Genomic DNA, 25609 nt, shown 5'->3' on the forward strand with positions numbered 1-25609 from the left:
TGGGCTACCAAACTCGCCCGAACAGCCCCCGGCTGACAAGGGGTAATCGGGCGCCACAAGCCGGCTGGTCACACCGCCTGTCCGGCGTTAGATTCCTGGGCGAACTGGTCGGTTATTGCGAGAGTGGGGCAGATCGGATGGCGATGGAAAAAGCAATGTTCGGCGCGGGCTGCTTCTGGGGAGTCGAGGCCGCCTTTCGCACGCTCGAGGGCGTCAGCGACGCCACGGTGGGCTATAGCGGGGGGCACGTCCCCGACCCCGATTACCGAACGGTCTGCAGCGGTACCACGGGTCATGCCGAGGTGGTCCTCGTGACCTTCGATCCGGCGGTTGTCGCCTATGAGGCGCTGCTCGACCTCTTCTGGACGATTCACGACCCCACCACCCCTAATCGCCAGGGGCCGGATATCGGGACCCAGTATCGCTCCGCCATCTTCTTTTTCACGCCCGAGCAGGCGGCAAAGGCCCGCGCGTCCAAGGAGCGCCTTGCGGGCGAGGGCAGGTTTGCGCGTGAGATCGTGACCGAAATCACGCCCGCCTCGGCATTTTACCGGGCCGAAGACTACCACCAGCGCTATTTCGAGAAACAGGGCATCGCGGCCCATTAAGGCCCATTAGAGAGGGACCATCGGACCGGCCGGCGGCGCATTTCCTGCTGGCTCTGCTGGTCCTGCTGGCTCCGCCGGCCGTTGACAGGCCCTGATATTTCGATAATTATAAAAATATGGAAATTAATAGTGCTCACGCCAAAGATTTCGTTTCGGACGTTCTCCTGGTCGATGCGGTGACCGCCCTGGCCGCGCTTGGCCAGGAAACCCGGATCGAGGTGTTTCGCCGCCTCTCCGCCCACTCGCCGGCGGGGCTCCCCGCCGGTGAGATTGCCCGCGAGCTTGGCGTCGCACCGGCCACGATGTCGTTTCACCTCAGCCAGTTGGAGCATGCCGGGCTGATTACGGGTGAACGTCGCCAGCGCCAGATCTTCTATCGTGTTTCTCCCGAGGGTATTCGCGCGCTTGTACGCTTCCTGACCGCAGATTGCTGTCACGGTCGTCCGGAGCTTTGCGGCGTCGAATACGCCTCTCCGACGAAAGGCAACCATTCATGACCGACCGGCCCTATGACGTCATGTTCCTGTGCACCGGCAATTCAGCGCGCAGCATCCTCGCCGAAGCCATCATCAACCGGTTGGGCGAGGGCAAATTCCGAGGCTTCAGCGCGGGCAGTCATCCCAAGGGCGCGGTGCATCCCTACGTCCTCGATCTGCTGGCGAAGCTGAACCATCCGAGGGACAACGTGCGGTCCAAGTCCTGGGACGAGTTCGTCGCGCCGGATGCGCCGAAGCTCGATTTCGTCTTTACGGTCTGCGACAACGCGGCGCGCGAGGTCTGCCCGGTCTGGCCGGGCCAGCCGATGCAGGCCCACTGGGGGATCCCGGATCCCGTGGTAGCCGAAGGGACCGAGGCGGAGCGCCGGCTCGCGTTCTCGGAAGCGTATCGGATGCTGTCCAACCGGATCGGAATTTTCGTGAATTTGCCGATCCGGTCCCTGGACCGTCTGTCCCTGCAGCGCCGCCTCGACGAAATTGGCAGCCAGCCGGCTGAGCTCGCCTGAACGGTATCAGGCATTCTGCGCCGGACCACCACGGAGTTACGATGACGGATCGCGCGGCTGGCACCCTCGAAGCGGCGGGTGGCATAGGATTCTTCGAAAAATTCCTTTCAGTCTGGGTGGTGCTTGCGATCTTCGCCGGGGTCGGGCTTGGCAACGTGATGCCCGGTATTTTCGCGCTGATCGCGGATTGGGAATACGCCTCGGTCAATATCGTTGTGGCGATCCTGATCTGGGCGATGATCTATCCCATGATGGTGGGAGTGGATTTTTCCAGCCTTCGGCGGGCAGGGGCCCGGCCCAAGGGGCTCGTCATCACTGTCGTCATCAACTGGCTGGTCAAGCCCTTTACCATGGCGGGGCTGGGCGTGCTTTTCTTCGAGGTGGTATTTGCCGACCTCGTTCCGGCCGAAGATGCGACGCAGTATATCGCGGGTCTGATCCTGCTGGGTGCCGCACCCTGCACGGCAATGGTTTTCATCTGGTCACACATGACGCGCGGCGATCCCACCTACACGCTGGTCCAGGTCTCGCTGAACGACATCATCATGATATTCGCCTTTGCGCCGATCGTGGCATTGCTGCTGGGGCTGACCGAGGTGATCGTGCCGTGGGAAACCCTCGTTCTCTCGGTCGGGCTCTACGTCATCATTCCACTGGCGGCCGGGTGGCTGACGCGTGAGCGGCTGGCGGCCCGGGCCCGGCGCCGGCTGGAGGGTGCCGGCGACGAGGCGGCGCGGGCCGAGGCCGAGGTGGTCGCATTTACCGACCGAATGAAGCCTCTTTCCGCTATCGGCCTTCTCGCAACCGTGGTGCTGTTGTTCGGATTTCAGGCCGGGACCATCGTCGCCAAGCCGCTCCTGATCGCACTGATCGCCGTTCCGATCCTGCTGCAATCCTATCTGATTTTCGCGGCCGGGTACCTCGCCGCCTGGCTCTGGAAGGTGCCGTTCAACATCGCCGCCCCGGCTGCCCTGATCGGCACCTCCAACTTCTTCGAGCTTGCCGTCGCCGTGGCGATCAGCCTGTTCGGCCTGACCTCGGGGGCCGCCCTTGCGACCGTGGTCGGCGTCCTGGTGGAGGTGCCGGTCATGCTGTCACTGGTGGCTTTCGCTAACAGCACGCGCCGCCATTTCCCCGCCAGCCCGTCTCCCGTCTGATCTGGTTCGGGCTGGTTCGGGCCGGTTCGGGCCGGTTCATTCCGTCCGGCAGGGGCGAGATGGCCCTGGAGCTGGGCTCCTCCGTTTACTGCGCCGCTGCCGCGGCGCCGGTGAAGGCCGGCATGACTTCGCGGGCGAAGACCTTGATTGCGTTTTCAGCCTCGGCCGCGGAGATGCCGGGCAGCGACGGCTGGATCGAGACCTCGGTGATGCCGACCTCTTCCAGAGCCTTGATATGCGCACGAAGCTTCCCGGTCGGGCCCACCATCACCCGGTTGTCAGCATAGAGATGGTCGTAATCCTTCATTTCACGCACGATCTTGGACATGCCCTGATACCCCTTGTAGTCGGCTGACCACTTGTCGGGGCTGGCCGCGTCGGCGAGATATTCGAGGCATCCCAGAATGGGCTCGCGCGCATACTCGCTGGCCTTCTCGTCGTTTTCGTTCGTGTAGAAATAATACGACGTCATGATGTTGTGATCCTTGGGATCGCGTCCCGCCGCCTTCAGCGCATCGGTGTACCAGCCGATTTTCTCTGCCAGTGCCTCGAAGGGAAAGATGTAGGGAACCACCATCAGATCGAAACCGTTATACGCCGCGTACTCGAACGATTCCTTGCTCATCACCGTACCTACGGTAATGCGCGGATGGGGCTTCTGGATGCATTTCGGCAGAAGTTCGATCTCGTCGAATTTGGTAAACTGGCCGTCGTAGGAGAAAGTCTTGTTGCTCCACAGACCACGCATGATCTCGATGCCTTCTTCGTAGCGGGCGCGACTCTCGGCCATGTCGACCTGGAATGCGTCATATTCGTGCGAGAGGAACGCCCGCACCATGCCGACCCGCATGCGCCCGCCCGAAAGCGTGTCGAGCATCGCGACTTCCTCGGCCAGCCGGATCGGAGAGTTCAGCGGCACGCATAATCCGCCGGCGGCAATGTTGAGTCGCGTGGTGCGCTGCGCGATCGCCGAAAGCAGGATCGAGACATTGGGAACATGACCGCCGTATTTATGGAAATGGTGTTCGGCAACCCAGGCTGTGTCGAACCCCAGGGATTCGGCGAGAACGCACTCGTCGATGATCTGGTTGTAGAGGTCGCTTTCCGATCCGTGCGCGGCAGGATCATAGCAGGGCAGAAACAAAAGGCTGAACTTCATGGGTGCTCCCGGGTCATGGGACGGGCGCTCGGCCCGGCCGTGTCGCGATAACTGAAACTCTAGAATTTCAGATGGGCCGCCGCAAGGCTCTTGCGTCGGCGAAACCTGATTTTTGCTCCGGCCGGCCCGGCTTCCCCCGGACTTGTGGGGCTTCGAGGCCGGGTCCGAAGAAAGTGCGGGCGGGGGTCGGGCCGCCCCTCGACTCAGCCGCGCGGACGGGGGCTCAGGCCTCGGTCAGGAGGCCAAGGCGGCGGGCGTGTTCGATCGCCTGAAGCCGCTTGTGGACCCCAAATTTCTGATAAAGCTGCTGCAGGTTCCACTTGACCGTGTTCTCGGTAAGGCCGAGCGCATCGCCGATTTGGCGGTTCGACAGGCCGCTGGCGACCAGGCGCAGGACTTCCAGTTCGCGGCGAGTGGGTCGTTCGTTTGGCATGTCCTCGGTCGCCATTTCCCGCTGTTCGGATTCCCGGCTCTTGGGTGCGACCTCCGGCAATCGCGCCCGAAGCGCGCGGCAGAATGTCTGAAACTCGGGGTCGGTCACCTCCATCGCCGAACAGGTGCGGGCGACAGCCGCGCGCAAGGCTTTGGGTTCGTCGAGAAAATCGCGCACGATGTTGTGCCGCGCGCCCAAGCGTATGGCGTCGCGCAATTCGCGCTGGGCCGCCGGCGTGTCCTCCAAGGCCAGATAGGCGAGGGCGGCCAGTATGCGGAATTGGATTTCGGGCCGCGGCAGGTCGCATTCGCGAAGCAGGTGGAGCCATTTTCGCGCCAGGCTCAGGCATTGGTCGGCCGCCCCTTCTGCCAGAAGCGCGCGCATGCGACCCTGGGCAAGGCGCAGGGCGCGGAAATCCTGGCCGGCCTCGGGCATGTAATCCTCAATCGGGCCGGTCAGCCCCTCCATCCGGGCGAGCTCCAGCACGTCGGCCGGGCGTCCCAGCAGCGTCAGGATGCGCAGCTTCTCCAGGACGAGCGAGGCGCGCAGCCGGCTGGACTGATAAACGCTCCTTGCCGCTTGTGGGCCGCGCTCGTCCAGTACAACCAGGGCGTCCTTCAACTGGCCGTCGGCCGCGCAACGCAACCGGGCCTGCACCGTGTACCAGCTTATGATGTGATCGAGAAAGCTGAGCTGACCGACGCCGCCCTGGTAATCCTGCAGGAACCCGCGAGCGGCTTCGAGGTCATCGCTTTCGTATGACAGCTCCGCCATCAGCATCGCCGGCATCGCGGCCAGCGGCGAACCCTTGCCGCCGACGCTGTCGGCGACGGCGAGGGCCTCGTTCAGTATTTTCGCGGCCTCATCCAGGAAACCGGCCATCAGGAACGTGGCGCCCATGATCGAGAGCGACCAGATCGTGCCGTATTGGGTTTCCGCCTCCTGGAAAAGCTGACTGATATCGGCCGCATGGCGGCGCGCATAGTCGAGGTCGAACATGAGGCCGCGGGAATTCGCGACCAGGCAGAGGGCGGCCCCCTGAAGAAACGGATCGGGCGTGTAGGTCCCTTCCAGCCAGCGCCGGCCGAGCGCCTCGCAACGCTCGGGATCGTCGCCGAAATAGGCCAGCATCAGACGCACGAAGAGAACGTCGCCGATCACGTCGTGATTGTCGTCCCTGATGCCGGCTTCTTCCGGGTCGTCCTTGTCGAGACCCATCTGGTGCTTGACGTCCACCAGGATGTTTTCGGCCGCCTGGATGCGGCCGGCGGTCATGAGCGCCCAGGCCTGTATGAGGCGAAGCCGCGGGTATCGCCCCCGGACGAGGGCCGGGATGCGGCCCGCCCATCCGTTGAGGCGGGACTGATGGCCGGCGCGCCACAGATCGTAGGCGTGGCGGTCGATCAGGCGCGCGGCATAGTCCGAATCTCCGGCCTGAAAGGCGTACTCCACGGCTTCGTCGTAAAAGCCCTGTTCCTCCAGCCAGGCGCTGGCCTCGAGACGGATCCGGTTGACGGCCTTCGGCGTGGACTTTTCGAGCTGACGCTTGAGGAATTCCGAGAAAAGCGAATGGAAACGATACCAGTTGCGCGCCTGGTCAACCGGGAAGATAAACAGGTTCGCCGCCTCGAGCGCCTGGAGGATTTCCTCCGCGTCCGCGATCCCCGTGACCCGCTGGCAGAGCGCCGGAGAAAATCGCCGGAGCGGGCTGATCTTGAGGATGAAATCCCGGGTCCGGGAATCGAGGTATTTCAGGACGTCCTCGGCCAGATATTCGGCGATTCCGCGATTGTCCCCGGTGATCCGATCCACCAGATTGGCGATGTCGGAGGTGTTTTTGATCGCCAGCGACGCAAGCTGAATTCCCGCCGCCCATCCCTCCGTCTTGGACAAAAGCCGGTCCGCGACGCCCGAATCCAGTTGTATGTCGTTGAGCTTGGAAAAATACTGCTGCGTTTCCGCCGTGGAAAAACGCAAATCCGTCCAGCCGATCTCGTCGAGCTGACCCGTGGCACGCAGCCGGCCGATCCCGATATCGATTTCACTGCGACTGCTGATGACAAAATGGATGTTGGGGGGAGTTCCGGTGATCAGGGCGCGCAGTGCCGGGAGGGCACGGGTCGCGGACAACTCGTGCGCATCGTCGAGAAAGAGATAGAGCGACTCGGGCACGCCGGACAGCTCATTGGCCAGAGACAGCAGGATGGCCCGGTCTGTAATGCCGATGCCCGCCTGAAGCAGGGCCGCCGCCGAGCGGCCAAATTCGGGGCGGGCGGTCTGGATCGCCCCCAGGATACTGCGGGCGAACTGCATGAAATCGGTTTCATCGCGGTCGATCGTCAGCCAGGCGGCCGGCGTGCCGCGGCGGACCATCTCGCGGTGGGCGAGCGCGAGAAGTGTGGTCTTGCCGTAGCCGGCTGGCGCGGTCACAAGGGTCAGCTTGCGCGCGGTCGACTCGCTCAGGCGCGCAGTCAGCCGGTGCCGGTCGACCATGGGCAGGTCGCTCAGGGGGGGCGTGAACCGCGCCTGCAGCAAATGCGGGTCCGCTTTTGCCAACTTACCTCCTCGGGGCCGTCCGTTGTGGCGGCCGTCCCGCTGCCTCCTCCTCCGCCCTGCGTCCGCCGGCGCCTTTACTTGACGCCTCTTTTTACGCTTTTGGTGCTCAATTTAAAGACGGGCGGTATTTCCCTACCTAAAACGCCGTTTCCCATACTTTCAGAAGGTGACGGGGCCTTGGCTCGCTCGTACTCCTATTGGCGGAGACGCATGGCTCGCCGCGTTCCAGGGGATGCTGGCATTCTACGATGCCAGGGGCGGGTCACGCAACTCCGAGCGCATGCCGGACTCCGGGCGGAAATTGGCCAGAAAGAGCCAATCCGGGGTTGATCGGGAAGATCAAGCGGCCCGAGCCGCCGGCACGATGGGAGAGGAACTGGCCAGATCCGAAACCAGTCGAATGCCGCTCGCGAACAGGCGCGCCGCCGTGCGCCCTGACCATGGCTGAAGCGGTCGCGCCGGCACGGACCGCCGGGCGACCAAAACGGGGGACTTGAGCCGGGCATATCCGCGCCGGGGCACCCGAAACGGGATATACCCAATTGGGGACTTAAGGAGAGAGCAAACATGCAGACCAAGCGAAACGCCCATTTTAGCCGGGCCCTTGCCAGCATTTTCGCCGGCGCGGCCCTCTGTCTGGCGCCGGGACTGATGACGGGGGATGCGGCAGCCGAAGAAGTGGCGCCGGGCACGACGATCGATGCGTCCAACATCGACACGCTGCTCGATCATACCTATGACGGCGTACGGGTTGGCGACGCCCTGCCCGAGCGTATTCGCTGGATGGTGCGGAACTGGAACCTGCGCATGACGCTTGAGGCCAACGAGGCCTGGCCCAAAGACAAGGTGCTTGAAGAGCTGACCAGGCAGTATTCGCCGCAGGTCAAGCTCGACCCATCGACGAAAGAAATTTCCAATTACGTGACCGGCGTGCCGTTTCCGGAGATCGATTTCGAGAACGACAAGGACGCCGGCTGGAAGGTCGTCTGGAACTTCCGCTACGGCAAGCAGCAGGAAGACAACGCGGAACTGCCATGGTTCGTCTTCGTTCTGACGGACGGCACCAGCGGGATCGAGCGCGAGCAGGAGTGGTATTTCTTCTCCCATCACGGGATCGGCAACACGCGCCGGGACCATCCTCATGTGCTGGGAGACGGCACGCTCTTCAACAAGTCCATCCTGGCGGCGCTCGCCCCGCATGACGTCAAGGGCACGGGCGTGCTGACGATCCGCTATTCGACCGGCAAGCTCGACGATACCTGGGCCTATATCCGGACGGTCCGGCGTGTGCGCCGGCTGTCGGGCGGCGCCTGGGTCGATCCGATCGGCGGCACGGACCAGCTTCAGGATGACTTCCAGGGCTTCAACGCCCATCCCACCTGGTACAAGGATTTCAAGGTGGTGGGGCGCCAGAAGATGTTCGTTCAGGCGGATATCAGGAAATCGGTCCTCAACCCCGAGGCGAATTCTCATGCCGAACGCTACACGGGTATGGATGTGACCAATCCCCCGTACTGGAACCTCACCCATCCCTGGCAGGTACGGGATGTCGTCATTGTCGAGGCGATCCCGCCCGAGATCCACCCCTACAGCCGGAAGCTTCTGTATTTCGCGCCGGGGCCGTGGACCAACATGTTTGGCGAGTTCTTCGACAAGAAGGGCGAGATCTGGAAAACCATCAACCTGGCCCACAAGTGCTGGTGTGGCGATCTGGGACGGGCGGTAGATTTTGGTGGCTTCGGCCTGACGACCACGCCGGACCGCAACATCGTCTATCCCATCAACGGCGTCACGGTGGATTACCAGCGGCTCCACGCCACGACCTTCGTCGCGGACCGGATCACCTACAACTCGCCGAATCTGGAGCCCGATGACATCAGCCTCAGCATGCTTGAGGAAAAAGCGCGTTAAGGTAGGGAAATGACCAAGATTCACCTATTATCCATTGACTAACGAGAATGGGAGGAACGGCCATGGCCGGAAAATCCACGGGGAACCTCCTTCCCCCTGACTTCAAGGATCTCGAAAAATTCGCCGAAGATTGGGCGATCCCGCACGAGGCCGACAGATACAGATTCCGCGCGTCCCGCTCCATCGAGGAGTTGCAGGAGCTTTACGACGCGGTTCTGCCCAGGCTGGACGCCATTTCGGATCATATCGACCAGTACTCGCTGGACGACATACCGATCGAGGCGGCCCGCCTCTTGTGGCTGGCGAACATGTTTATGGAGGTGACGCCCTCGGTCGAGGTTTACGGCACGCCCGATGTGCCCAACTCCATCGCGTTCGAGAAGTTTTTCGTCATATCGCCCGACCACCCGATCACCGTGCGCCAATAGGCTGTCGGTAGAAGATATCAGGAGAGGAGATAGCAAGATGAGCGTACTCGACAATCTGCCAAAGTGGCACCCGATGCCAGGAGACAATGACTGGGCCGACCGGCACGGGACCAAGGAACGGTATCCCGAGATGGACACCGACCCCATTCCGGTGGAGCCCTATGTTTCTCCGGAATTCTTCGAGGCCGAGCGGGAAAAGATTTTCAAGAAAATGTGGCTGTATGCCGGGCGCATGGAGCGGCTTCCCAATCCGGGCGATTATTTCGTCCAGAAATTCGAGGTCCTGCGCGCCGAACCGCACAGTACAGTCCCGAGCTTCATCTTCATGCGGGGCAAGGACAACAAGGTCCGCGCCTTTTACAATGCCTGCCAGCATCGCGGCACCGAAGTCGCCTGGGACGAGACGGAGACGTGGGCGACCTCGCACCGGAAGTTCCTGTCCTGCCGATTCCATGGCTGGACCTATGACAACGAAGGCAAGCTGGTGCATGTGCCGGACGAGGGGCAGTTCTTTGGCGGGGTCGACAAATCCTGCCGCGGTCTGAAGGAAGTCCCCTGCGCGGTCTGGAAGGACTTCATCTTCATGAACCTCGATCCGAAGCCGCGCCAGACACTGATGGAGCAGTTGGGCTCGATCGCCGATGTGCTCAAGGACTTCCCGTTCGAGAATATGCGGAAGGTGGGCATCTGGACGTCGACCGTGCGCTGTAACTGGAAAGTGGCGCTGGACGCCTTCCAGGAAGGCTATCATGTGAGCACGGTGCATGCCGGGACCATCCCCGAGGCGTTTAACGGGGCGCTCAACCAATTCTGCCGGCCCACTTCGATCCGCCTTTACGAACAGGGCAATCGCGGTGTGACCTTCATGGTCTCACCCGACTACGCACCGCCTCCGGCCGAAATCTGGGCCCGTTCGCGAGGCTCGTCCTGGTACGCCGCCGGCGGCGACATCAAGGACGAGTTCCCGGGCGCCAATCCTGAAGACGATCCGTATTTCGCCTTCAGCCTGAACGGGGTTTTCCCGAACATGATCGTCGACCCCTTTATCGGCGGATATTATGGCCATGAATTCTGGCCAATCGACGTCAACACGACCCGCTGGATCGGCAGCATCAACTTCCTGCCGCCCGAGAAGCCGAGCGACATCATGGTTCAGGAGCACGGCAAGGTTCTGCTGCGCGACGCGTTCCGCGAGGATACCGTTACGCTCGAGGCCAGCCAGTCCGGGATCGAATCCGGCGCTCTTGATTCGGTTCTGATGTGCGATCCCGAATCTGCGCCCCGCCATCTGGTGCGGGCCTGCATGGAGATCGTCAACAGCTAGTTCGGGGATCTGATCGCGGGGCTGCCCTTTCGGGCGGCCCCGCGGCACAATCGATAAAGGGACCGGTACAGTCTAAATCCGGCCGTGTCACAAAGGGACAGGCGGCATCCGAAGGAGGACCTACAGCACATGTCTGGAACAATTTTAAGAAGCGGTCGCGCGGCAATGGTCGCCGGCGCGCTCGCCTTGGTTTCGTCACCGCTGGCGGCGGCGCAGATTTCGGGAAAGATCGTGGATGAGGCGGGCAATCCCGTTCCCTATGTTCGGGTTACCGTGGAGGGGGACCAGATGGTCCCGACGACGACGACGGTGTTTTCCGATACGACCGGCGAATTCCAGACCCCGGACCTCAAGGCCGATTACGATCCGGAGACCATGGCCGTGACCACGTTCCGCATCGGCTTCGAGGAGGCCGAGCGAAACCTGGAAGCTGACGGCGATGATGTCGTGCTGAATGTCACGCTGAAAACCAAGGAGAATGTCGCGGATCAGGTGCCGGCTTCGGCCTGGTACGGGGGAGAGCCCGGCGACCGCGACCTTCACATCGCCATCAACGAATGCGGCGGCTGCCATCAGATGGCGGCCGAGCGCATGAAGGTCATGGCCGAATCCCTGGCCGGACTCTCGGTCGAGGAGAAGGAGCAGGCCTGGCGCGGCATCGTGCAATACATGCGCGAGCGGGCGCTGCAGATGGGGCCGTCGGACTATGAAGGTTCGCATCTGCGCTGGGGCCTGACCGAGGGGTCCGAGGAATACATGGCGGCGATTACGCCCGACGGCAGCTTCTTCATGCCCAAGGATGAGGACTGGTCCGTTGCCTATCTGGCGCGCAAATTGCCGGACAATTTCGACTACATGACCGGCTATAACGATATCGAGGAGCTCGGCGAGTACGGGGTCACCAAGGACACGGTGATCGAGGAGTACAGCCTGCCCACCTTCGGTTGGACGCGGGAAGTCTCGGTTGCGCCAGGCTCGCCCTATGTCTGGTTTGTGGAACTGGACAAGGACCGCCTCGGGCGGCTCGATCCGACCGACGGCTCCGTAAAATGGGTGGATGTGCCGGGCGAGGGCCCGCAGGGGCCGCATACGCTCAATGCCGATGCGGACGGCAACCTCTGGGCCGCGCTCGAGGAAAGCTATTCGATCGGACGTTACAACCCGAAGACGGACAAGTGGGATATCTTCCCGCCGCCCGAGGGCGTGAAGTTCGCGATCACCCACGATACGGCCTTCGATTCGAACCGCCACGTGGTGGCCGACGAGGAAGGGCGCATCTGGCTGACGCTGGTGGGACTCAACGAGCTTTGGAGCGTGGATCTGGAAACCAAGGAAGTGGAGCGGCATCCGCTACCGCTCCCCGAGGACGAGACCAAGTTTCATGCCTTCGTCTATGGCTCGATCATCGAACCCGACAAGAGCCACATCTGGTGGACCCAGCTCCATGGGTTCCTGGGCTCCTTCAACATCAAGGAAGGCTATGTGGATCGCATCATCCCGTTCCCGTATGGTGCTGCGCCGCGGCGCATGGCGATCGAACCCAACGGCACGCTCTGGGTGCCGCTCTACGGTGACGGCCAGCTTGTGAAGGTGGATACGGAAAAGGGCAAGATTCTCGCGACCTATGATATGCCGGACCGGAAAGGGGCCTCGTATTCGATCACCTGGGATCCCGGCCGCGAAGTCGTCTGGGTCGGCACCACCAATTCCGACCGGGTCTATCGTTTCGATCCCAAGACCGAACGGTGGACACACTACCCGCTGCCCCGGGCCGAGGCATTCCTCAGGATGATCGAGCTCGATCACGAGACAGGTGATCTCTGGACGTCGTATTCCAACTTCCCGATCGGACCGAGAGACCCCGAGATTTACGGGCGGGCAGATGCGAACAACATGGTCGTCCGCATTCACCCGGGAGACTGACGATTATTGGGAAACTCATCCAAGTCGCCGGACGGGGCCTCGCGGGCCTCGTCCGGCCGGCTCTGGTCCTCGCGCTCGCGCTGCCGGTGCTCTGGGCCTGTTCCGAAGATAATGGTGCCGACAAGCAGGCTGCCACCGACAAGGCGTTCGACGATATCGTTTTCGAATCGACCGAAATCCGGGTCCTCAACCCCTGGATCCGGGGCAAGATCGGCAGCCGTGACGCTCGTCTTTACCTTCAATTGCGCAACCTCGGCGAAGCGCCTGACGAGCTGATGGGGGCGTCGACCCCATTGGCGACGAGCGCGAGTGTCGTCCGGGAAACGGACTCCGAATCGGAAAAGGGCGAAGCCGGTGCCCTGACGCTCATCCTGCCCCCCGGTGAAACCGTGGCGCTCGAGCCCGGCGTCGGTGGCATCCTTATGGGCGAGAAACAGGAGCCGTTTATTGCGGGCAAGATGGTGCCGGTCACCCTGCATTTCAGGAACGCGGCCGATCTCGAGATCGAGGCGCAGATCCGCTTTCACCCGCCCAACGTGAACGTTCGGGATTACATCAGGAAGGCCACACAGTAGGAAGGTTCCCCCGCCCGATCGCGGGCCTGTCTGCAAGCTTCTTGACCTCGTCTTAACCTGTACGCATTAAGGCTTCTGGATTGCCGGAACGGCCTGGCGGACAATCGTCCGCCGGACACCGACGGCATGCACGGCGAGTCCGGCCAGAGGCGTTTGATGTGGTGAAAGAAGCGGAAATCTGTGAGGCGCCGGAAGGCGCCTCGACTGACGCCGGACTCCGGGCGTCGCGGCTGGCGATCCTGCACAAGACCACGCGTCTTGACCCTCTCAATATCATCATTCTCGCGACGGCGATTGCCGGGACGCTCCACCTGCTGGAACTGGGGACGCCACCAGCCATTCTGGGCTGGCTTGGCGCGATGACGGCCGGCGCGGGACTCTCGGCCGTGATCAACCAGGGACTGCGCCTCGGGCGGCTGCACTTCTCCAGACCGGAATTGACTGAGAATATGGTCGCCGTGCTGGCCGGCGTCATCACCCTTGGCTGGAGCGCGCTTCTTTTTCTGTTCTGGCCCGAAGATGACAAATTCGCGGCCGTCATCATGACGGTTTCCCTGCTTGTCCTGAACTTTCCGATCGGCATGAAACTGAGCATTTCGCCCAGAGTCTTTGCCGTCACTTGCGCGGCATTGAACGGGCCAATCCTGGTCAAGCTGATCGGTGCCGGCGCCACCGAATTTCACGTACTGGTGGTCGTGACCCTCATGAGTATGGCTGGCGCCATCGGAAGTGCCTGGGAATTGAACCGGAGCATCTCTGCCAATCTGACCCTGGGCCGGCGTAACCGCGACCTCATCCGGGAGCTTCGCACTGCCCTGCAACGGGCCGAAGAGGCCAATGTGGCCAAAACCCACTTTCTCGCCAATACCAGCCACGAATTGCGCACACCGCTGAACGCGATCATCGGATTTTCCGAACTGATGAAGGACGAGCATATGGGGCCGCTCGACCGGAAATATCGGCAATATGCCGACGACATTCATGAAAGCGGCCGCCATCTCCTTTCAGTGATCAATGACATTCTGGATCTCGCCAAAATCGAGGCCGACCGGATGGACGTCGATGCCGAGCGGGTCGATTTGCGAGCGGTCTGGAATACGGCCTTGCGCATGGTCGCACCGCGAGCCGAGCGCGCCGGGGTTGATCTGATGGCCCGGATCGATGGGAGCCTGCCGCCCCTGCTTGCGGATGAGCGCCGGTTGACCCAGGTCGCGATCAACCTGCTGGCCAATGCCATCGACTTTACGCCGGCAGGAGGTGATGTGGTTTTCCGCGCGCGCCTGGCGGAAGAAAATGACCTGATCGTGACGGTCTCGGATACCGGAGTGGGGATGGCGCCCGAAGAGATCCCCCGTGCCCTCGCCCCCTTCGAACAGGTCGAAACGGGGCTGGCACGCCGCCGCGGGGGCACGGGCCTCGGGCTGTCCCTGTCCAAGCGGATCGTCGAGCTGCTCGGCGGGACGATGAAAGTGACGAGTGCCGCCGGCATCGGTACAACGGTCGCCTTACATTTTCCAAGGAATCTGGTCCTGTCGGAAATCGCACCGCCGACAGACACGGAACCGGCTCAATCTATTTCATCGGGAAAATGATCGGTGCGGCCAAGTCCGTCTCTCAGCGTCCACCAGCGCACGACATGAGCCGGATCGAGGGTCCTGTAGAGATGGGGAAAGAGGCGTCCGTCCCGCGACGGCTCCCATCTCAGGGCCGCGCCGAGCGGGGCGGTGGCAACCTTGAGGAGCACCAGATCCGGCCAAGAGGCGCAGTGGAGCCGGGCGCTATCGCGCACTGTCGCGGCCGTCGAGAAATGCAGAAACCCCGAGCCCGTCCGCAGCAGGGCCGCGCCATAGGCGCCGCGCGTCCTGCCATCGTGCCAGTCTCCGGCGCGACACAGATGATAGATGAAATCGGCCATGATCGGTGCCGCTCCGGACCCGGCCGCAGGATCCGATCCGGACCCGATCCGGAACCGCTCCGGATCGCTACGGCGCTGAAAAATTTGGCTTTTCATTTCCTAATCAAGTAGTTTCAGCCTGGCAAGGCAAGGGCGCAGGGGACCCATGAAACGGGACTTTCAAGGCCACGAGGATTTCCGGCGACCGGCATCGTCTGCCGGCGGGTCCGACCGGGGCTTCGGCCTCGTCTTTGCGGTCGTCTTCATGATTATCGGGCTCTTCCCCGTCTGGAGCGGCGCGCCGCCCTACGCCTGGGCGCTCGTTCTGGCGGCCGCCTTTCTAATGCTCGCCCTGGCCTGGCCGCGCGCGCTACACCCCTTGAACCGAGTCTGGACGGCTTTTGGCCTGGCGCTGCACAAGATTGTCAGCCCGGTCATTCTCGCCATTCTCTATTACGGCACCGTCGTGCCCACCGGCGTCGCGCTCAAGCTGTTTGGCAAGGACCCGTTGCAGCGCCGGTTCGATGTCACTCGGTCAAGCTATTGGATTATGCGTGATCCGCCGGGACCAAGCGGCGAGTCGATGAAGAACCAGTTTTGAGGTGGCCGGGGCCGCCTACCTGAAGAAGGATTTAACATGGGTTTCCTTGTCGAACTTTGGACCTTCCTGAGGGTCCGCCGGAAATTCTGGCTTCTGCCGGTGCTGCTCATGATGGCGCTCTTTGGCGGCCTGATCGTGCTCAGCCAGGGCTCTGCCGTCGCGCCTTTCATCTACACGATTTTCTAGCGGCCACGTGATGCGTGTCCTTGGAGTTTCCGCGTTCTATCACGATAGTGCGGCCGCGCTCGTTGTTGACGGCGATATCGTTGCCGCCGCGCAGGAGGAGCGCTTTACCCGCAAGAAACATGATGCGGCCTTTCCCGAGAAGGCGATCTCGTTCTGTCTGGCCGAAGCAGGTGTCGGTCTTGAAGACATTGATTTTGTGGCGTTTTACGACAAGCCGTTTCTGAAATTCGAGCGGCTTCTCGAAACCTACATCGCCTTCGCGCCAAAAGGCTTCCAATCCTTTCGCATGGCGATGCCCGTCTGGCTGCGGGAGAAGCTGTTTCAGAAAGATCTGCTGCGCAAGGAATTCCAGAAATTTCATTCGGGATTCGACTGGCAGAACCGGCTTCTTTTCAGCGAGCATCACTTAAGTCACGCGGCAAGTGCCTTTTATCCATGCCCGTTCGAGGAAGCCCTGGTCCTGACAATGGATGGGGTTGGAGAATGGGCGACGACGTCGGCCGCGCTGGGACGCGGGAGCTCGCTTGAGGTCACGCGGGAAATGCATTTTCCCCATTCACTGGGCCTGCTTTATTCCGCTTTCACCTACTACACGGGCTTCAAGGTCAATTCAGGCGAATACAAGCTCATGGGGCTGGCGCCCTACGGCGTGCCTGAATATCGCGATCGCATACTGGACAATCTCGTCGACCTGAAGCCGGACGGCACGTTTCGCCTGGATCAGTCATATTTCGACTACTGTACCGGGCTTCGGATGACGAACCGGAAATTCGACTCTCTCTTCGGCCAGCCGGCGCGAGGTCCCGAGGAGCGGCTGACACAGTTCCACATGGACGTTGCCGCCTCGATCCAGGCGGTGACGGAAGAGATCGTGCTGCGCTTGACGCGCGCTCTGGCGGCTGAGACCGGACAGCGGAATCTCTGCCTCGCGGGCGGTGTCGCGCTGAACTGCGTCGCCAATGGCAAGGTCCTGGCCGACGGTGCCTTCGATCATATCTGGGTGCAGCCAGCGGCGGGGGATGCCGGGGGTGCGCTGGGCGCGGCGCTCGCGGTATATTATCTCAACCAGGGTCAAAAGCGCCCCCCGCCGTCGAACGGGCCGGGCGAAGACGCCATGAAGGGCGCCTATCTCGGCCCTGGCTTTTCCAATGATGAGATCACGGCGGCGCTGGACGCGGCTGGCGCCAGGTACGATGTCATGTCCGATGACGTGCTCGTCGCCCGTACGGCCGATGCACTGGCAAACGGCCAGGCGGTCGGCTGGTTTCAGGGGCGCATGGAATTCGGTCCGCGGGCGCTGGGTGGCCGGTCCATCCTGGCGGACCCGCGCTCGCCCGATATGCAGCGCACGCTCAATCTGAAGGTGAAGTACCGCGAATCCTTCCGACCCTTCGCCCCGAGCGTGGCGCGGGAAAATGTCGCTGACTGGTTCAACCTCGACAAAGACAGCCCGTACATGCTGATCGTGGCCGAGGTTCGTGAAGACCGCCGCCGGAAGATGACCCATGCGGAAGAGCAGCTCTTCGGGATCGAGAAGCTGAACGTGCCCCGCTCCGAGATACCGGCGGTCACGCATGTCGATTATTCCGCCCGCATACAGACGGTAACGCCGGCCACCAACCCGCGTTATCATGCGCTACTGAAGGCTTTCGAGGCGCGAACCGGATGTCCCGTACTGGTGAATACGTCCTTTAACGTGCGCGGCGAGCCCATTGTCTGCACGCCGCTGGACGCGTTCCGGTGTTTTATGGGGTGCGAATTGGATGTGCTCGCAATCGGGAATTGCCTGCTCCGCAAGGAGGATCAGGACCCGGCGCTCGAGACCGACTACAAGGATGCATTCGAGCTGGATTAAGCGTCACAACCCCGATCGAGGGATCATGTTTTCAAGTTTGTCCAAGGCCTTCGGGGATCTGGCGGATCCGGAGATCAGGCGCGTCATGTGGTGGGCGATCTGGCTGACCCTGGCGCTTCTCGTCCTGCTGGTATGGGGCGTGTGGGCGTTGGCTGGCGCGGTCGAGTTCGTGGCCAGCGGGTGGGCGGAAACGGCCATCGATCTGGTCATCGGGGCGGGGGTCATGGTGCTGGCCGTCGTCCTTTTTCCGGCCGCTGTGCAGCTTGTCGCCTCCCAGTTTGCTGACCGGGTCGTTGCCGCGGTGGAGCGCCGGCATTACGCTAGCCTCCCGCCGGCCTCCGATGTTGGCGTGGGTGCCGCGCTCGCCGTTGCGATCAAGTTCGCGCTCGTCACCATCGGCCTGAACCTGCTGATGCTGCCATTTTATTTCATTCCCGTGGTCAATGCCTTCGTGTTCGTCTGGCTCAACGGGTATCTGCTGGGTCGCGAGCAATTCGAGCTTGTCATGCTGCGCCGCTTCCCGGCACGGGAGCTGGCCGGCCGCCGCCGGCGTGTTCGGGGGGGCATTACGGTGGTGGGACTTCCGCTGGCGGGCCTCGCGCTGGTGCCGCTGGTTAACCTAATGCTTCCCGTCCTGGGCGCGGCTTACATGACCCATCTCGTCCAGCGCATGCCCGAGGTGACGCACGAGGTCTAATCCGCGTCCGGCACCAGGTCGAGCGAGAGCGAGTTCATGCAGTATCGCTGGCCGGTCGGCGCCGGGCCATCCTCGAAAACATGGCCCAAATGGGCGCCGCACCGTCCGCAAACGGCTTCGACGCGAACCATGCCATGGTTCGTGTCGCGGTGACAGGCGATGGCGTCGTCCTGAATGGGCGCCCAGAAGCTGGGCCATCCGGTGCCGGAATCGTATTTCGTCTCCGAGCGAAACAGCGCCTGGCCGCAGCATTTGCAATTGTACTGACCGGGGCGCTTCTCATCGCAGTAGATGCCGGAAAAGGGAGGCTCCGTCCCTTTCCCCCGGCAGACACGGAATTCCTCGGGGGTCAGCAGTTCTCGCCACTGGGTCTCAGTCTTTTCGATTTTCTCAACCATGGGACCGGTCTGATTCCTGGGACTGTAACAATTGAGCGGGCTGCGCCGCCTCCGCTGCCGGGTTCGGAGGATGCCTTGAAAGCCCGGCCTGTGTATAGTGGCATTTCGGGCCTGGCCGGGGGCAGGGCTGGCCGGAATAGGCCGGCCACAAGCCGGTCATGGCCACAGGGGGGCATTCAGAGTACCGCATCATGATTAGAAGAACTGGCTCAGATTTCCGTGAAATCGAGACCACCCCGCGCCGGCTTCGGACCCTGCTGGCGATGCTGGCCGGTCTGGTGCTGGCCGTTGGCCTTGGCGGCTGCGCCAGCGACAACGAGGCGGATCTCGTCGGTCTTTGGCCTGATCCGCCGCTGCAGCCGGCCGGTGATATCAATCCGCATCTCTGGCAAGCGGCGATGGAGACGCTCGATTTCGTGGGTCCCTGGGGTGATTCCGACGCAGGCATTCTGATAACGCCCTGGCGGATCCTGCCGGAATCGCCCGGCGAGAGGTTCAAGATCCGGGTTTTCTTCTACGGCGAAGAGTTTGAGCGCGACACCCTCGAGGTGGTCGTCCTGCGCGATGTCCGGGCCGGAGATGACTGGGAGGGACGCGAACCGGAAGAGGCCACCGCCGCCGGGCTGGAGGCGATCATCTGGCAGCGCGCTCAGCAGATCCGGGCCGCCCAGGCGACCGGTTCGCGAGGATGACGGGTCTTTAGGCGAACTCGTCGGCGCTCGGTCTCAATGGGCTCGGTCTCAGTTGATTGTCGCGGGCGGCACATCCAGGACAGACAGGATGTGCCCGACCGTCCTCTCATGCTGGTGCGTGTCCTCAAAGGCCCGGACCATCACGCGCAGTCCGTTAATGGATGTCACCAGGAAATAGGCAAGTGATTCACTGTCCAGCGCCGGGCTGATCTCGCCGGCCATCTGCGCCCGGCGGAGCGCATCCGTCATGGAGTGGATCATGTTGAGGATGGCATCCCGGGCCATAAGCCCGATCCTGTCCTCACCCGGCAGGCATTCCACGGCCGTGTTCGTGACAAAACAGCCGCGACGCGTCAGTTCGCTTTCGGAAGTGCGCGCGATTGACAGGAACAGGTCGCGCAGCACCGGCTTGAGGGGCGCGCCCGATTTGAGTGCCGAATGGCACCGCTGCATTTCCGTGCCGAGATAGCGATCGAGCGCCTCGGCATAGAGATTTTCCTTGTCCTGGAAGGCCCCGTACAGGCTGCCCCGGTTGAGGCCGGTGGCCTTCACGAGGTCCTGAATAGAGGTGCCGGCGAAGCCCTGCGACCAGAAGATCTGCATGGCCTTTTCGAGGACATCGTCGCGGTTGAACTGACGGGGTCGGGACAAGGTTTTCGCTCCTGTTGAAAGCCGGCACCGGTACAGGGAGGTCGCCGGACAACATTCCCAAGTTACCCGGTCTGAAATCGAAAACTCAAGTGGGCGCAGCGGCCCGGGCCACCACAAGGCAGAATTTTAGAAAAGTTTTTCTCAAATAAAAAACAAATATCGGACCATTTATTCTTGAAACGAATAAATAGTTAAACCGACGTTTACTTGGGATGGGATAGTTTTCTCCGAGGCGGGGATGGACCTCGCCGAACCTGATCTGGAGATTCCGCGATGAATTGGCTTAACCGACATGCTTTCGGCGCGAGCCTGTGGGCGAACCGCCAGCCACCGCCCGACGTCATTGTGACGCCGGGCCAGATGTTCCGTCACACCCATCCGGACCATACCGTGGAAACGGCGCAAGTTCATGGTCTGTCCAAGGACGCTCAGGGCATCCCGCATGTCCATTTCAGTGTGGAGTATTTCCGCACACGGGGCAGCCTGTATCGGGAAGGGCCACGTGCGCTGGCCCTCGATGCCTTTGCGGCCCGCTATGGCGAGCTTGTGACCAACTGATGTCCCGGGCGTGCCGGGGCATCCATGGCAAGGGGGAACGGCCGTGACGATACGTATCTCGCGTTCGTGGCAAGCCGGCACGAGCCGCCTGAATCCGGCCCTCGGGCACTGGCCGAAAGATTCCGGGTATCGGGTCTGGGCCATCCTGGTACTGGTCGCGGTGCTCATTCAGGGTTTCGCCGTCTGGGACGTGCTGGCGGCGACACCCGGGGATCCTCTGCGAAACACCGGTGCGGGTCCACACAGGCTTGTCCCCCCGGTCACGCCAGGAGACCAGGGCCCGGAGTTTGTGGAGGCGGGCCTGGGAGAAGAATCGCGTTTCGTAGCGCATCTTGCCGCCGCCGTTGTCGAGACATTGCGCGCCACACCCCCCGCGGGGCTGGAGCGCCGGTCGCGGTTCCACAGTATCCTCAACCACTACTTCGACCTGTCCGCCCTCGCGCGCCCCATTTTGGGGCGCCACTGGCGGCTGGCGAGCGCCGCCGACCGGCGCGCCTTCGTGCGTCTTCTGCACGAGCATGTGACCGATCTCTATTTGGCGCAGTTTCGTAATTTTGACGGTGAGGAAATACAGATTCTGCGGGCGCGGGTGATCGACGCGGATTTCTCCGTGGTCCAGACCGAAATCGTCCATCCCGCCCGTCCCGACCGTCAAATCGATTTCTGGGTCCGGCGGGCCCCCGACGGCTACCGCGTGCTCGACGTGGTGGTGGAGGGCACCAGCCTGCTCGTGACCAAGCGGGCCGAATTCCAGGCGGTCATTGAGCGCGAGGGGCTGGGCGGGCTGATGCAGCGCCTTGAACGCATGACGGCGGCGGCACAAGTACCTGAGGGCTAGGCGGCGCCTTACGCGTCAAACTGCTTGGCGCCAAATAGCGCCTCGCGCGCCTCGTCCGTCGGATCGCCGAGCTTTTCCTCCTCCGCCAGAACGGCGGTCCCGCGCTGAACGCCGGGCCGGGTTTCGATCTCTTCCTTCCATCGCTTCACGTTGGGATACCGCTCAAGGTCGATCTCGTGGAAGCGATACACCCGAATCCAGGGATATGTGGCCATATCGGCGATGGAATACGGGCCTGCCAGATACGGGGCTTCGCCAAGCCGCTTGTCGAGCACGCCATAAAGACGGTGGGTTTCCTTGGAATAGCGCTCGATCCCGTAGGGTACTTTCTCGGGCGCGTAATGCATGAAGTGCCCGGCTTGCCCGAACATCGGACCGACGCCGCCCATCTGGAACATCAGCCATTGGAGGGTCTCGTAGCGTGCGGCCGGGTCCTCGGGCAGGAACTTCCCGGTCTTCTCCGCGAGGTAAATCAGGATTGCGCCCGATTCGAAAAGGGAAAGCGGTTTGCCACCCGGCCCGTCATGATCGACGATCGCGGGCATGCGGTTGTTCGGGCTGATCTTCAGGAAATCCGGCTCAAACTGTTCACCCTTGAGGATGTTGACCGGCACTACCCGATAGGGGAGGCCGGTTTCTTCCAGCATGATGGAGGCCTTGTGGCCATTGGGTGTCGGCCAGTAGTAAAGATCGATCATGGGCGGGCTCCTAGCTTGTGCCGTTCCGGCGTTGTGCCTCGAGGACAATGGCGACCGCCTCCTGGCAGCGCTCGGGATTGTCCCCCTGATCGCCTTCCCAGTCCTTCATGTAGTGCGACTGGACCGAAGGCCGCTTCAGCATCTTCTCGTACCACTTGACGAGCCCCGGCCGTCCTTCGCGCCAGTCGTAATTGGGATGGATCGGGTCTTCGGCATCATAGAAATCCTTGACGAAGTCGAAATAGCTGAGGGCATGGAGGGTCGCGATCTGGCCGATATCGATATCGGCGAAACCGGCTGACTCGGCCTCCAGCACATCAAGGCCGCGGATCATCTTGGGCCATAGCCATTCGTAAGTGGCCATGTGACGCGTTTTTTCGTCATACCAGCCTTCCATCACCAGCATGACCATGGACTCGAAAATCGTGTCCGACAGGGCGAGTCGCCGAAGCGCATTCCAGCGGGCGGGGCCGGGCGCCGGATAGAGCTTGTGGCCGGTGCGGTTTCGCGAATCGAGATATTCCACGATGGCCTGGCTGGCGTAGATGACCGTGCCGTCATCCAGGGCGAGGGTGGGGACCTTGTTCAGCGGATTGATGGCGGTGATGGAATACGGCTCGCCCCCGTCACTCCCGGCAAGCGTCTTGAAGGGAAAAACCGCGACGCGCTCCATCTCGTCCCAGAGCCCGGCCTCGTGTGCCGTCACCAGAACCTTGTGAATGAATTTGTGAAACGGAGAGTAAAAAAGGCGCATGTCGTCCCCCGGTCGCTGCTGGTCTGGCCGCGCCGCCGGCCAATCGGGCCGCGTGCCGCGGGCTTCGGTTTCTACGTAGGTGAAGAATGACACGGCGCCCTTCCCGCGTCGACCGTGTTGCGCGGCGGGCTAGAGGCGCTTTCCCTCGAAGGGATGCCAGCCTTCGCGGTGCTCGATCTCGACGACCCAGATATCCGGATCGCGTGCGCATTGGCGGGCAATATAGGCGTCCGCCTCGGGCTCCGGGACCAGCGCGCCATCCAGCCCGCCGATCCAGGCGAGCGCCCCATCCAAATCGCGGGTCTGGCTGAGGACCCGGCAGCCGGCCCCGAGCTGGTTGAGCTTGAGGATCACCAGCCCGCCCATGGGATCGCCCTTGCGCGCGATAGTGGCAGGCACGCCCAGGCCGTGGCAGTGGCGCAGATGGGCCATGACCCAGAGATGGGTGGGCAGGCGGTCGCTGCCATCCTCGGCCGACGGGCTCATGTCAGCGCGATGCAGCCGCCTTGAGGACTGCTCCCGTTCCCGTCCCCGCCTGGTCGGAGACGGGACGCTGCAGTTCATAGACCTCGGCCAGCAATTCGTAAGAGCGCAGGCGATCCTCGAAATCCGGGCAAATGGAAATGACGACGAATTCGTCCACCCCGTAAGCGTCGCTCACCGCGTCGAGCCGGGTCTTTACCTGTTCCGGCGTACCGACGATATGGCGGTGCCTGTTGCGCGCCACCTCGGCCGCCTCTTCCGCCGTGTATTCGTAGGCGGCGGCCTCGGCCACCGTCGGAATCGGATCGTGCCGGCCCTGGCTGAGCCGCAACCGCCACAAATCCCGGGTGGCGCCCAGCGCAAGCGCGCGCTCTTCAGTATCGGCGCAAATGACGAAAACACCGATGCTGCCGGTGGGTTTCGTCCATATGGCCGACGGCTTGAAATCGCGATGATAGGTGCGCATCACCTCGGCCCCGCCGTCGGCGTTAATAAAATGCGCGCCCGAGAACGCGCAACCGAGATGGGCCGCCAGTGCAGCGCTTTGATCGCTCGACCCCAAAAGCCAGACCGGCGGCACGCCGTCGACACGGGGGACGGCGGTGGTGGGGGCAAAGGGGTGGTCGGGCGCGAACCCGCCTGTCAGAAACCCTAACAGGGCATGCACCTGGCTCGAAAAATGCTCGCCACCCAGCGCGCCGGGCCCGTATTGCAGGATTCGCGACGTCAACTGATCACTTCCGGGCGCCCGGCCGATACCCAGATCGACCCGGCCCGGATAAAGTGCCTCCAGCATGCGAAAGACTTCCGCTACCTTGAGGGGGCTGTAATGGCTGAGCAGCACGCCGCCTGATCCGACGCGGATGTGGCTGGTCTCCTCTGCAATCTTGGCGATGAGCACTTCCGGTGATGCGCTGGCGAAGCAGTTCGTATTGTGATGTTCGGCGCACCAGTAGCGGGTAAAGCCCCAGCGGTCGGCTGCCCGGGCCAGGGCGAGGGTCTCGCCGAGGGCGTCGGTGGCGGTCTTGCCCCGGCTGATGGGCGATTGGTCAAGAACGCTGAGTCGCATTGGGTGGGCCCCGGATCGGTCAACTGGTCTGGATCGGGCGCAAGATAGGGATTTGCGGCCGATCCGTCCAGCAGGGCCGCTGGCGCGCGGCCGAGCGCGCATCATTGGCGCCGACGAACAGCTCGCCCCGGTTTCGTCGCTTGCGGCGCTGGTTCGGGGGTGGCGCGATACAGACTGCGCGAGCGGAAAATTGCCGAACTGATGGAAAATCTCGGAAGGATTCAGACGTCGGACGGCCGCTGCGCCTGTCCCATACCCGAAAGGACGCCTATTCGTCGCCGCGACGGCGCAGGGAGAAAACGGTCGCCCCGGGGCCGTTGTCGTCCGGCCCGGGCGTGTCGTCGCCAGCTTCGCCCTTGCCGTTACCGGGTGCGCGCTGTACCGGCACCGGCATCTCGCGTGTCAGACGGCGAAAGCGTTTGATGCTGGCCGGGATTGTCGCGACGTATATCAGGCCCAGAATCAGCATCGTCGGCCAGGGTGCGCTGACAAGCGAGGCCACGAACAGCCCGACCACGATCAGGACCGGCAGCATGTAGTCATGGGGCACGCGCGCCGATTTCATCGAGAAGGTCGGGATCGGCGCCACCATCATGGCGGCGATGAAGACGGCCCAAAGTCCGACCACGATCGGGTCCGACCAAAGTCCCGCGCCGAATTCGAAACTGATGAGCAGCGGCACCATCACGAGTCCCGCGGCGGCCGGGGAAGGAATGCCGATAAAATATCCCGAGACCCAGGCCGGCCGGTCGTCGGTCTCGGCCTGGCCCGCGTTGAATTTGGCCAGGCGCAGCGCCGCGCAGATCGTATAGATCAGGACCGCAATCCAGCCGAGCGGGCCGGCCGCGCTCTCGGCCCAGAGGTAAAGCAAGAGGGCGGGAGCAACGCCGAAGCTCACCATGTCGGCCAGGCTGTCGAACTCGCCGCCAAACTTGCTGGTCTTGCCGATCGCCCGTGCGATGCGGCCGTCAACGCCATCGAGGAGGGCGGCCACGAAAATCGCTGCGACGGCCGCCTCCCAATGGGCCTGCAGCGCGAACCGGATGCTTGTCAGCCCGGCGCACAGCGCCACCATGGTCAGAATGTTGGGGAGCATCCTGTTGATGGACAGGCCGTGGGGTCGGCGCAGATGGGATCGGCGGCGCGTGCTCATAGGGA

General features: G+C 62.7%; 27 protein-coding genes. 17 read left to right on the forward strand and 10 right to left on the reverse strand.

What is annotated here, in order from left to right; genetic code table 11:
* Window positions 1–143: 143 nt before the first annotated feature.
* The 4 genes from msrA to arsB all read left to right on the forward strand — a co-directional run bounded on the left by msrA (window position 144) and on the right by arsB (window position 2768).
* Window positions 144–608, forward strand: a complete 465-nt coding sequence (msrA, locus tag RLQ26_01075; protein ID MEQ9087316.1) for a peptide-methionine (S)-S-oxide reductase MsrA — start codon at window positions 144–146, stop codon at window positions 606–608.
* Between the two features lie 116 nt (window positions 609–724).
* Complete coding sequence (locus tag RLQ26_01080) at window positions 725–1105, forward strand: metalloregulator ArsR/SmtB family transcription factor (GenBank protein MEQ9087317.1); 381 nt, start codon at window positions 725–727, stop codon at window positions 1103–1105.
* Window positions 1102–1611, forward strand: a complete 510-nt coding sequence (locus RLQ26_01085) for an arsenate reductase ArsC (GenBank protein ID MEQ9087318.1) — start codon at window positions 1102–1104, stop codon at window positions 1609–1611. Before RLQ26_01080 ends, RLQ26_01085 begins: the two co-directional genes overlap by 4 nt.
* 41 nt (window positions 1612–1652) lie before the next feature.
* Window positions 1653–2768 (forward strand): ACR3 family arsenite efflux transporter, encoded by a 1116-nt coding sequence (gene arsB, locus RLQ26_01090; protein MEQ9087319.1) that lies wholly within the window; start codon window positions 1653–1655, stop codon window positions 2766–2768.
* 85 nt (window positions 2769–2853) lie between these two features.
* Here the strand turns inward: arsB and RLQ26_01095 are convergent, their stop codons facing one another.
* Together RLQ26_01095 and RLQ26_01100 are read right to left on the reverse strand one after the other, a co-directional pair.
* A complete protein-coding gene (locus tag RLQ26_01095; GenBank protein ID MEQ9087320.1) occupies window positions 2854–3927 on the reverse strand; it encodes an LLM class flavin-dependent oxidoreductase in 1074 nt (357 codons plus the stop codon).
* Between the two features lie 223 nt (window positions 3928–4150).
* Window positions 4151–6916, reverse strand: a complete 2766-nt coding sequence (locus RLQ26_01100) for a LuxR C-terminal-related transcriptional regulator (protein MEQ9087321.1) — start codon at window positions 6914–6916, stop codon at window positions 4151–4153.
* A 567-nt stretch (window positions 6917–7483) separates the two neighbouring features.
* Between RLQ26_01100 and RLQ26_01105 the strand changes: the two genes are divergently transcribed.
* The 6 genes from RLQ26_01105 to RLQ26_01130 all read left to right on the forward strand — a co-directional run bounded on the left by RLQ26_01105 (window position 7484) and on the right by RLQ26_01130 (window position 14669).
* A complete protein-coding gene (locus RLQ26_01105; protein ID MEQ9087322.1) occupies window positions 7484–8827 on the forward strand; it encodes a DUF1329 domain-containing protein in 1344 nt (447 codons plus the stop codon).
* 62 nt (window positions 8828–8889) lie between these two features.
* Window positions 8890–9255 (forward strand): hypothetical protein, encoded by a 366-nt coding sequence (locus RLQ26_01110; protein MEQ9087323.1) that lies wholly within the window; start codon window positions 8890–8892, stop codon window positions 9253–9255.
* 37 nt (window positions 9256–9292) lie between these two features.
* On the forward strand, window positions 9293–10579 hold the full coding sequence (locus RLQ26_01115; protein ID MEQ9087324.1) for an SRPBCC family protein: 1287 nt from the start codon (window positions 9293–9295) through the stop codon (window positions 10577–10579).
* Window positions 10580–10708: 129 nt separating this feature from the next.
* On the forward strand, window positions 10709–12502 hold the full coding sequence (locus RLQ26_01120) for a carboxypeptidase regulatory-like domain-containing protein (GenBank protein MEQ9087325.1): 1794 nt from the start codon (window positions 10709–10711) through the stop codon (window positions 12500–12502).
* A gap of 86 nt (window positions 12503–12588) precedes the next feature.
* Window positions 12589–13077, forward strand: a complete 489-nt coding sequence (locus tag RLQ26_01125; GenBank protein MEQ9087326.1) for a copper chaperone PCu(A)C — start codon at window positions 12589–12591, stop codon at window positions 13075–13077.
* 161 nt (window positions 13078–13238) lie between these two features.
* Entirely contained in the window at window positions 13239–14669 is a 1431-nt protein-coding gene (locus RLQ26_01130; GenBank protein ID MEQ9087327.1) for an ATP-binding protein, read from the forward strand.
* Here the strand turns inward: RLQ26_01130 and RLQ26_01135 are convergent.
* A complete protein-coding gene (locus RLQ26_01135) occupies window positions 14645–14992 on the reverse strand; it encodes a DUF952 domain-containing protein (GenBank protein MEQ9087328.1) in 348 nt (115 codons plus the stop codon). The genes RLQ26_01130 and RLQ26_01135 overlap by 25 nt on opposite strands.
* 145 nt (window positions 14993–15137) lie before the next feature.
* Between RLQ26_01135 and RLQ26_01140 the strand changes: the two genes are divergently transcribed.
* The 4 genes from RLQ26_01140 to RLQ26_01155 are packed head-to-tail and all read left to right on the forward strand — an operon-like array spanning window position 15138 to window position 18310.
* Window positions 15138–15572 carry an SxtJ family membrane protein gene (locus RLQ26_01140; protein MEQ9087329.1) on the forward strand — a complete coding sequence of 145 codons (435 nt, stop codon included), beginning with the start codon at window positions 15138–15140 and terminating at the stop codon, window positions 15570–15572.
* 36 nt (window positions 15573–15608) lie between these two features.
* On the forward strand, window positions 15609–15758 hold the full coding sequence (locus tag RLQ26_01145; GenBank protein MEQ9087330.1) for a DUF5989 family protein: 150 nt from the start codon (window positions 15609–15611) through the stop codon (window positions 15756–15758).
* A gap of 10 nt (window positions 15759–15768) precedes the next feature.
* Entirely contained in the window at window positions 15769–17613 is a 1845-nt protein-coding gene (locus tag RLQ26_01150) for a carbamoyltransferase (protein ID MEQ9087331.1), read from the forward strand.
* 25 nt (window positions 17614–17638) lie between these two features.
* Window positions 17639–18310, forward strand: coding sequence for an EI24 domain-containing protein (locus RLQ26_01155; protein MEQ9087332.1), 672 nt, complete (start codon window positions 17639–17641; stop codon window positions 18308–18310).
* Here the strand turns inward: RLQ26_01155 and msrB are convergent.
* Window positions 18307–18708, reverse strand: coding sequence for a peptide-methionine (R)-S-oxide reductase MsrB (gene msrB, locus RLQ26_01160; protein MEQ9087333.1), 402 nt, complete (start codon window positions 18706–18708; stop codon window positions 18307–18309). The two genes, RLQ26_01155 and msrB, sit on opposite strands and share 4 nt — an antisense overlap.
* Window positions 18709–18899: 191 nt before the next feature.
* On the opposite strand from msrB, the gene RLQ26_01165 reads away from it, so the two are divergent.
* On the forward strand, window positions 18900–19400 hold the full coding sequence (locus RLQ26_01165) for a DUF3576 domain-containing protein (protein MEQ9087334.1): 501 nt from the start codon (window positions 18900–18902) through the stop codon (window positions 19398–19400).
* Between the two features lie 48 nt (window positions 19401–19448).
* On the opposite strand, the gene RLQ26_01170 is transcribed toward RLQ26_01165, so the two are convergent.
* Window positions 19449–20051: a TetR/AcrR family transcriptional regulator gene (locus tag RLQ26_01170; GenBank protein MEQ9087335.1), complete on the reverse strand. Its 603-nt coding sequence runs from the start codon at window positions 20049–20051 to the stop codon at window positions 19449–19451.
* Window positions 20052–20324: 273 nt separating this feature from the next.
* Here RLQ26_01170 and RLQ26_01175 point away from each other — a divergent pair, with 273 nt between their 5' ends.
* On the forward strand, window positions 20325–20609 hold the full coding sequence (locus tag RLQ26_01175; GenBank protein MEQ9087336.1) for a hypothetical protein: 285 nt from the start codon (window positions 20325–20327) through the stop codon (window positions 20607–20609).
* A 43-nt stretch (window positions 20610–20652) separates the two neighbouring features.
* A complete protein-coding gene (locus RLQ26_01180; protein ID MEQ9087337.1) occupies window positions 20653–21447 on the forward strand; it encodes an ABC transporter substrate-binding protein in 795 nt (264 codons plus the stop codon).
* 8 nt (window positions 21448–21455) lie between these two features.
* On the opposite strand, the gene RLQ26_01185 is transcribed toward RLQ26_01180, so the two are convergent.
* The 5 genes from RLQ26_01185 to pssA all read right to left on the reverse strand — a co-directional run bounded on the left by RLQ26_01185 (window position 21456) and on the right by pssA (window position 25604).
* Complete coding sequence (locus RLQ26_01185; GenBank protein ID MEQ9087338.1) at window positions 21456–22145, reverse strand: glutathione S-transferase N-terminal domain-containing protein; 690 nt, start codon at window positions 22143–22145, stop codon at window positions 21456–21458.
* 10 nt (window positions 22146–22155) lie between these two features.
* Window positions 22156–22992, reverse strand: coding sequence for a glutathione S-transferase family protein (locus RLQ26_01190; protein ID MEQ9087339.1), 837 nt, complete (start codon window positions 22990–22992; stop codon window positions 22156–22158).
* A gap of 36 nt (window positions 22993–23028) precedes the next feature.
* A complete protein-coding gene (locus RLQ26_01195) occupies window positions 23029–23385 on the reverse strand; it encodes a DUF1491 family protein (GenBank protein MEQ9087340.1) in 357 nt (118 codons plus the stop codon).
* Between the two features lies 1 nt (window position 23386).
* Window positions 23387–24451 carry an LLM class flavin-dependent oxidoreductase gene (locus RLQ26_01200; GenBank protein MEQ9087341.1) on the reverse strand — a complete coding sequence of 355 codons (1065 nt, stop codon included), beginning with the start codon at window positions 24449–24451 and terminating at the stop codon, window positions 23387–23389.
* Window positions 24452–24719: 268 nt separating this feature from the next.
* Window positions 24720–25604, reverse strand: a complete 885-nt coding sequence (gene pssA / locus RLQ26_01205) for a CDP-diacylglycerol--serine O-phosphatidyltransferase (protein ID MEQ9087342.1) — start codon at window positions 25602–25604, stop codon at window positions 24720–24722.
* Window positions 25605–25609: the final 5 nt, after the last annotated feature.

It is taken from the genome of Alphaproteobacteria bacterium, from assembly GCA_040220875.1.
GTDB lineage: Bacteria > Pseudomonadota > Alphaproteobacteria > JAVJVX01 > JAVJVX01 > JAVJVX01.

Excerpts from the sequence above, each read along its gene's own strand:
- RLQ26_01085 (MEQ9087318.1), top strand. The coding sequence starts at position 1,102 with ATGACCGACCGGCCCTATGACGTCATGTTCCTGTGCACCGGCAATTCA.
- RLQ26_01105 (MEQ9087322.1), top strand. The coding sequence starts at position 7,484 with ATGCAGACCAAGCGAAACGCCCATTTTAGCCGGGCCCTTGCCAGCATT.
- RLQ26_01200 (MEQ9087341.1), bottom strand. The coding sequence starts at position 24,451 with ATGCGACTCAGCGTTCTTGACCAATCGCCCATCAGCCGGGGCAAGACC.
- RLQ26_01120 (MEQ9087325.1), top strand. The coding sequence starts at position 10,709 with ATGTCTGGAACAATTTTAAGAAGCGGTCGCGCGGCAATGGTCGCCGGC.
- RLQ26_01165 (MEQ9087334.1), top strand. The coding sequence starts at position 18,900 with ATGATTAGAAGAACTGGCTCAGATTTCCGTGAAATCGAGACCACCCCG.
- RLQ26_01155 (MEQ9087332.1), top strand. The coding sequence starts at position 17,639 with ATGTTTTCAAGTTTGTCCAAGGCCTTCGGGGATCTGGCGGATCCGGAG.
- RLQ26_01140 (MEQ9087329.1), top strand. The coding sequence starts at position 15,138 with ATGAAACGGGACTTTCAAGGCCACGAGGATTTCCGGCGACCGGCATCG.
- RLQ26_01110 (MEQ9087323.1), top strand. The coding sequence starts at position 8,890 with ATGGCCGGAAAATCCACGGGGAACCTCCTTCCCCCTGACTTCAAGGAT.
- RLQ26_01095 (MEQ9087320.1), bottom strand. The coding sequence starts at position 3,927 with ATGAAGTTCAGCCTTTTGTTTCTGCCCTGCTATGATCCTGCCGCGCAC.
- RLQ26_01145 (MEQ9087330.1), top strand. The coding sequence starts at position 15,609 with ATGGGTTTCCTTGTCGAACTTTGGACCTTCCTGAGGGTCCGCCGGAAA.
- msrB (MEQ9087333.1), bottom strand. The coding sequence starts at position 18,708 with ATGGTTGAGAAAATCGAAAAGACTGAGACCCAGTGGCGAGAACTGCTG.
- RLQ26_01135 (MEQ9087328.1), bottom strand. The coding sequence starts at position 14,992 with ATGGCCGATTTCATCTATCATCTGTGTCGCGCCGGAGACTGGCACGAT.
- RLQ26_01175 (MEQ9087336.1), top strand. The coding sequence starts at position 20,325 with ATGAATTGGCTTAACCGACATGCTTTCGGCGCGAGCCTGTGGGCGAAC.
- pssA (MEQ9087342.1), bottom strand. The coding sequence starts at position 25,604 with ATGAGCACGCGCCGCCGATCCCATCTGCGCCGACCCCACGGCCTGTCC.
- RLQ26_01185 (MEQ9087338.1), bottom strand. The coding sequence starts at position 22,145 with ATGATCGATCTTTACTACTGGCCGACACCCAATGGCCACAAGGCCTCC.
- arsB (MEQ9087319.1), top strand. The coding sequence starts at position 1,653 with ATGACGGATCGCGCGGCTGGCACCCTCGAAGCGGCGGGTGGCATAGGA.
- RLQ26_01195 (MEQ9087340.1), bottom strand. The coding sequence starts at position 23,385 with ATGAGCCCGTCGGCCGAGGATGGCAGCGACCGCCTGCCCACCCATCTC.
- RLQ26_01080 (MEQ9087317.1), top strand. The coding sequence starts at position 725 with ATGGAAATTAATAGTGCTCACGCCAAAGATTTCGTTTCGGACGTTCTC.
- RLQ26_01150 (MEQ9087331.1), top strand. The coding sequence starts at position 15,769 with ATGCGTGTCCTTGGAGTTTCCGCGTTCTATCACGATAGTGCGGCCGCG.
- msrA (MEQ9087316.1), top strand. The coding sequence starts at position 144 with ATGGAAAAAGCAATGTTCGGCGCGGGCTGCTTCTGGGGAGTCGAGGCC.
- RLQ26_01115 (MEQ9087324.1), top strand. The coding sequence starts at position 9,293 with ATGAGCGTACTCGACAATCTGCCAAAGTGGCACCCGATGCCAGGAGAC.